The organism is Microcystis flos-aquae FACHB-1344 (genome assembly GCF_014698375.1).
Taxonomy (GTDB): domain Bacteria; phylum Cyanobacteriota; class Cyanobacteriia; order Cyanobacteriales; family Microcystaceae; genus Microcystis; species Microcystis aeruginosa.
This window is the reverse complement of the sequence record NZ_JACJSW010000041.1, coordinates 1-5,629: the sequence shown is the minus strand read 5'-3', so window position 1 is coordinate 5,629 and position 5,629 is coordinate 1. Positions and strand designations below refer to the sequence as shown.

6 protein-coding genes and 1 pseudogene are annotated in these 5,629 nt (G+C 43.6%); 3 read left to right on the top strand and 4 right to left on the bottom strand.

Going from position 1 to position 5,629, the window contains the following annotated elements:
* A pseudogene (locus H6G48_RS02795) lies at positions 1-256 on the top strand (RNA-guided endonuclease TnpB family protein); the annotation flags it as partial.
* Between the two features lie 674 nt (positions 257-930).
* Here H6G48_RS02795 and H6G48_RS02790 read toward each other — a convergent pair.
* Together H6G48_RS02790 and H6G48_RS02785 are read right to left on the bottom strand one after the other, a co-directional pair.
* Positions 931-1,656 carry a Uma2 family endonuclease gene (locus H6G48_RS02790; RefSeq protein WP_190718853.1) on the bottom strand — a complete coding sequence of 242 codons (726 nt, stop codon included), beginning with the start codon at positions 1,654-1,656 and terminating at the stop codon, positions 931-933.
* 739 nt (positions 1,657-2,395) lie between these two features.
* Positions 2,396-2,635 carry a hypothetical protein gene (locus tag H6G48_RS02785; protein WP_190718851.1) on the bottom strand — a complete coding sequence of 80 codons (240 nt, stop codon included), beginning with the start codon at positions 2,633-2,635 and terminating at the stop codon, positions 2,396-2,398.
* 8 nt (positions 2,636-2,643) lie between these two features.
* Here H6G48_RS02785 and H6G48_RS02780 point away from each other — a divergent pair, with 8 nt between their 5' ends.
* Positions 2,644-2,910: a glutaredoxin family protein gene (locus H6G48_RS02780; RefSeq protein ID WP_008204472.1), complete on the top strand. Its 267-nt coding sequence runs from the start codon at positions 2,644-2,646 to the stop codon at positions 2,908-2,910.
* Positions 2,911-2,913: 3 nt separating this feature from the next.
* Here the strand turns inward: H6G48_RS02780 and H6G48_RS02775 are convergent, their stop codons facing one another.
* Both H6G48_RS02775 and H6G48_RS02770 read right to left on the bottom strand, forming a co-directional pair.
* Positions 2,914-4,095 carry a serine hydrolase gene (locus H6G48_RS02775; RefSeq protein WP_190718848.1) on the bottom strand — a complete coding sequence of 394 codons (1,182 nt, stop codon included), beginning with the start codon at positions 4,093-4,095 and terminating at the stop codon, positions 2,914-2,916.
* Positions 4,096-4,122: 27 nt separating this feature from the next.
* Positions 4,123-4,923, bottom strand: coding sequence for an RNA methyltransferase (locus tag H6G48_RS02770; RefSeq protein WP_190718845.1), 801 nt, complete (start codon positions 4,921-4,923; stop codon positions 4,123-4,125).
* A 36-nt stretch (positions 4,924-4,959) separates the two neighbouring features.
* Here H6G48_RS02770 and H6G48_RS02765 point away from each other — a divergent pair, with 36 nt between their 5' ends.
* Positions 4,960-5,115 carry a DUF2256 domain-containing protein gene (locus H6G48_RS02765; protein ID WP_190718840.1) on the top strand — a complete coding sequence of 52 codons (156 nt, stop codon included), beginning with the start codon at positions 4,960-4,962 and terminating at the stop codon, positions 5,113-5,115.
* Positions 5,116-5,629 lie beyond the last annotated feature (514 nt).

Genomic DNA, 5,629 nt, shown 5'->3' with positions numbered 1-5,629 from the left:
AAACAATCTTAGATAGGGATCATAATGCAGCAATCAACATTCTTAAAAAAGGGTTGAAATATTTGGGAAATCATCTCAACGGTACTGTTGGGCAAACAGAAACCGACCCAAACCCCCCCGATGTCGGGGGGCAAGGGGGGGGGAGAGTCCGGCAAGAAAGATTTTCAGTGGAGACATTGAGAATTTAAGTTGTCTCGTTGAACAAGGAATTTACGATAGTGATAGGTCAAGAATCCCCCGTCACAGCGTAGCTTGACGGTGGGAGTATGTCAATGGTCATCAGTATATTTTGATTGATTGACCCCAAACTGGGACTCATATCGATTAAAATATATAGCGTTTTTCAGTCTGCTGAGGTACAAAAGTTATGGGTTTTAGGCAAAAGGCACTCATGCAAGAGGCAAAAGGGAAGAAAAATAGGTGTACCTCACTAGCTTAGGAAACGCTATAGTCAGCTTGAAATTTTTCGGCAGTTTTGTCTAATAAATATGTAGGGTTTGCGGCAAAAAGTTTGTTGGTGGGGTTAGGAGTCGGTCGTCGGTCGTCGGTCGTCAGTAGCCGGTCGTTTCAGGCTTTGTTGCCCTCTCTTTTTGTACCAATTTATGTACGACAAGAGGGATAATGCCAGGTTTTTGAGGGTCCCAATCCGATTTTCGCAGCATGAACATCGGATTTTAACAGGTCAAAAGCCTTATTTTAAAGGGGTTTTACCATTATTCAGCCAGCCCTAATTATATTTGAAGATTGTTGTTCTCGGTCATTATTATAACATCAGTGCGGGTTAAGCAGATTTTGCCATGATTTCTAGGTAAGAATAGGGCTAACCAACTAGGCGAGAATCAGAGTTTCGGATTCCTCGTCTTATTTTATGCCTAGCAATTAAGGAAAAATTGCGCCCTGGTTTCTACCCTAACACACCCAACCGGATATTTAAGCAATTTCATCGGGATTAATGCCCAATTCTCGCAGCTTTTGGGCTAATTTTTCCGCCCGTTGCTGTTCTCTTTCTTTGGCTAATCTTTCCTGTTCTTTGGCTAATCTTTCCCTTTCTTTGGCTAATCTTTCCTGTTGGGCCGACTCTTGAGGGGTGGGAACCAATTCACCCGATTCGGTGAAATAGCGCAATTTATTGGCAAAAATCCCTAAATATAATCCTAGTTGCTTACTCAATAAATAACCGTTTTCATTGGGGGTAATCGGTTGGTATTGTCCCTCAATTAAAGTGAATCCTTGCCATTCTAAAGTATTAGGATCAAACCCAAAATACTCAGGAGTCCGGAAAGTATGCTGATATAGTTCCTTTTTGGCTTTTTTGTCCACATTAGCGGTGGAATCGGAGAGAATTTCGATGATTAGATTGGGATATTTACCCCCTTCTCCCCAGACGACCCAACTTTTCCTGGGACGTTTCTCTGTATCTAAAACCACGAAGAAATCTGGTCCACAAAAATCTCGCTGTTTCAGTTGTCTTTCGTTATAATAAATAGTCAAATTGCCCGAGGCATAGTAATCGTTTCTATCTTGCCAGAGCCAATCAAGACAAGATAATAATAAAATAATTTGTTGTAAATGCAGATCACTTTCCAAGGGTGGTTCATCACTCCATAAATCGGTGGGAGGACAGACAATATCGGTAGCAATATCTAGGGTTGTCATCGTTTATAAACCCATTGAGTCAATTTTGGGTGATTCTAGCAACAAGCGACAATCAATACAATTATATTATAAGTTTGATCGTTTTGCTTGGGGTGCATCTCATTTTTGTAAATCTACTAATTTGGGATTTTTAAGGGGAAACTTTCTCCTAAAATTGGGCGTTACTTTCGGTTTTATCACTCAATCCAAGCTTTTGGGGGGTTCTACCCCCCAAACCCCTATGGGGGCGTGGTGCCGCCCCCAAACCCCGGAGCGCATTAGTTTTTCGGTGGGATGCTTACACGCGATTGTTCATATTTTTGTACCAATTTAAGAGTCACTGATAATTGCTAATTGTCGGTATTTCTGCAAATATGAGATGCACTCCTTAATCTTCCGCTCGGTCTTAGGGAGATTTTTGTCAAGTCTGAACTCGAATTATGCTAAATCCGTTGAGTAACGCACAGAAAACGGGTTTCTCCGAGAAACCCGTTTTCTACTGATGCACTCATGCAAAAAGGGGAATATAGCGTTTTTCAGTCTGCTGAGGTACAAAAGTTATGGGTTTTAGGCAAAAGGCAACAGGCAAAAGGCAAAAGGGAAGAAAATAGGTGTACCTCACTAGCTTAGGAAACGCTATAAATAATCAGTCTTTAATAACCAGATTTAGTATTACTTAACAATTCGGTGAAGGTGAATCAACGAGAGCCGTTAATCTTTATTAAGGAGGGTTTGCCCTCAATCCCCTTGGTTGAAGGACTTATAAAAACCAGAAGAAAGCAATTAAAATAACGGTGAGAGTTGCGGCAAAAATGAGAGCGTATTCGATTTTCTTATTGATAATACCAATAACCATGACTAGGGTAATTGCCAGAAGAAACACACCGATATAGACTAGATCTTGAGTACCTGAATTAACTAAATTATTATTTAAAGTCGTTGTGGGTGTGGGAGTTTGTAGAATTGTTGATGAGAGACTAATCGTGGAGGTAATGAACATAAATATTTATGACTACCATAGAACTAATTTTATACAGTAAACCGGACTGTCATCTTTGCGAAGGGTTGCTAGAGAAACTAGAAAAAATCCGTCAACCGGACTGGCAGTTAGAAATTAGGGACATTACCAGTCGAGAGGATTGGTTTAACGCTTATCAGTACGAAATCCCCGTCCTCTGTCAAAAACTAGCCACGGGGGAAAAAATCCTCCCTCGTCTTTCCCCCCGGGCAAATGCCGAACAATTGGCCCGTCTTTTAGCCAATAATTTAACCTAGGGGCTAATTACCCGGACTAGGAATAACGACCGGACTAGGAGAGGGAGAAGACTGGGCGACCGGTTGCGGTTTGGCTGCGGGTTTAGATTGATACCATTTAAAGTGTTGGTAGGCCGTGCGTGATATTTGTTGAATCAGAGTCCTAGCGTTACTATCATTGTGGGGACGTTTCACCATCACTGCTCCTAGATAGCGTTTGCCGTTGGGCATATCAATAATCCCCGCATCCGCTAACATCGAGCCAATATCACCGGTTTTATGGGCAATATCGGCGGATTTCTCGATACCTTGCGGCAGCAGGGTGCGAGTGCGCGTTTCCTGCATAATATTTAATAGACGATCGCGGGAACGTAAACTGAGTAATTCCCCTTGATTAACTTTTCCTAAGATTGTCACCAAATCTCTCGGACTTGTGGTATTGGTTCCTTCCAAATCAGGTAAAGCGTTATTAATTACCGTACTGGTCAAACCCCAAGCTTGAAAACGCTGATTAAGAGCCTCTTTGCCGCCCATGCGCTTAATTAACATATTAGTAGCGGTATTATCGCTAATTACGTTCATTTTAGTGGCGGTTTCTAGGGCAGTATAGGTTTTATTCACTCCTAGATACTGCATATCCCCGGACCCACTGGCCATGACATCCTTAGTGGCCACAAGGGGTTCATCGAGACGAATTTTTCCCGCATCCACATCCTCAAAAAAGGCCACCAGAATCGGGATTTTAATCGTACTAGCGGCGGCAAAAATAGTATCTCCGCGAAAATTAGCGTAAGCACCGTTATCGAGGTCAATAAATAAAGCTCCCGCCTGTAATTTCGGATATTTGACCGCTAAAGCCTGTAATTTCTGGTTGAGGCTGCTGAGATTTTCGTTGAAAACTAACGTGGTCGGTTTTGGGGTGACGGGTTTGGGAGTCGGGGAATTAGTAGCGGTGGGTTTTGGGTGTAGAGGTAATTTGCTCGGATCCACCACGGTTAAAACCGTACCAGCGATCGCACCTAAACCGACACCAAGGATAGAGAAGCGAAGAACCTGAAGGAGAAAAGAGGCGATTAGGTTAGTTTTACGCTGTTTTTTTGCCCTTTTAACCGGTAAAGACTTTTTTTTGTTGTTTGAGTCCATGGCCCTAGGGGACCCAGGGCCGGATTGGACTTTAGTGGGACGACGAGTTACTTGACGAGTCACGGTTTTCCTCAAGGGTATCCAGATTTATTATCGATCGCTAGGAGAATTTTTTTTCTTGCCCTTGAGACTATCAAGACCGAGAAAAAGTTGCCCGATACTTTCAATATGACCGATAATGCCCCGCAGCAGAGCTAATTCCTCCACCGTGGGCCGGGCCCGATGATAAAATTGCCGGAATTTCTCCATCCTAGCGGCGGCGGTGTGGGGGTAAAGATAGCCAATTTTGAGCAAAAAGCTCTCTAAGTGCTGATAATAGCCTTCTAGAGCCTCAAAAGTGGCATTAGGGAGCGTTTCTAACGGGGGTTCGAGCCTATTTTCCCTGGCCATTTGGTACAGTTCGTAGGAGCAAACCGCCACCGCTTGGGCGAGATTGAGGGAGGAATATTGAGGATTAGCGGGAATACCGACAAAACGCTGGGCGTGGTTCAGTTCGCTGTTACTTAAACCCCGGTCTTCTGGCCCGAAAATTAGGGCCGATTCCAGGTTAGGGGTGAGTAACCAGGGTAGGGCAGCCCGGGGTGTTTCGAGGGGAGTATTCAGGTGACGGGGTTTCGAGGTGGTGGCAATGATGCGATGACATCCCTGCAAAGCTTCCCCCAGGGTGGCTACCTGTGAACAGTTTTCTAGGACTTCAATTCCGTGTACTGCCATGCGTCGCGCTTCTTCTGCAAGGATATCACAGGCAGGATTGACGATAATTAAGCGACTTAAGCCCATATTCCGCATAATTCTGGCAGTGGAACCCACATTTAAGGCTCCGGCTGGTTCAACTAAAATAATTCTCAGGCGATCGAGTGGGGAACTCTGATTATTTTCATCTACACTCATAGATAAGGCGCAGTTTTTGACTTTTTAAGTTTAATCATGGCACGTCAGGTCTCGAAGTCCGATCTTCCCAGTAAAATTTGTCCCGTTTGCGGTTTATCCTTTACTTGGCGCAAAAAGTGGCAAAACTGTTGGCATGAGGTCAAATACTGTTCAGAACGCTGTCGTCGTCGCAAGTCCTCAGTGAATCAGTAGCTCTCCTGCAAACAGCAAAAATCTTCCCTGAGGTGAGGAGACGGTCGACAGGAGACGGTCGACAGGAGACAGCTTATCAGGGATCAGATTTGAGTTTTTAGTTCACTGTTTACTAATCCGGTGAAAAAGCGTTCGACTGAGGGCTGACGGTTTAGATGGATAATTAATTAAACCTCTTGCATAATTAATTTTTCATGGTTCAAAAACGGCAAAAATAAGGATTAAATGCCATAAAATCTGTAAATAGACCATTTAATTGATTATGATTCATTCTTAATTCTCCTGACTACTGACTACTGGCTACTGACTCCTAACCCTAACAACGATTTTTGATTTCTGCAAGAGGTCTATTGTTTTAGGTACTCTATTAGCTTTTAATTTTACGGCTAATTTAGTAAGCTGATACCCCAAAGAAAAAATAGATCGCTATCGGAGCGATCGATTGTTTGGGACTGACAACGACTGGCGAACACCAACGGCGCAATTAACGGCAGGCGCACGAGACCACCGGGAA

Excerpts from the sequence above, each read along its gene's own strand:
- H6G48_RS02790 (WP_190718853.1), bottom strand. The coding sequence starts at position 1,656 with ATGACAACCCTAGATATTGCTACCGATATTGTCTGTCCTCCCACCGAT.
- H6G48_RS02785 (WP_190718851.1), bottom strand. The coding sequence starts at position 2,635 with ATGTTCATTACCTCCACGATTAGTCTCTCATCAACAATTCTACAAACT.
- H6G48_RS02780 (WP_008204472.1), top strand. The coding sequence starts at position 2,644 with ATGACTACCATAGAACTAATTTTATACAGTAAACCGGACTGTCATCTT.
- H6G48_RS02770 (WP_190718845.1), bottom strand. The coding sequence starts at position 4,923 with ATGAGTGTAGATGAAAATAATCAGAGTTCCCCACTCGATCGCCTGAGA.
- H6G48_RS02765 (WP_190718840.1), top strand. The coding sequence starts at position 4,960 with ATGGCACGTCAGGTCTCGAAGTCCGATCTTCCCAGTAAAATTTGTCCC.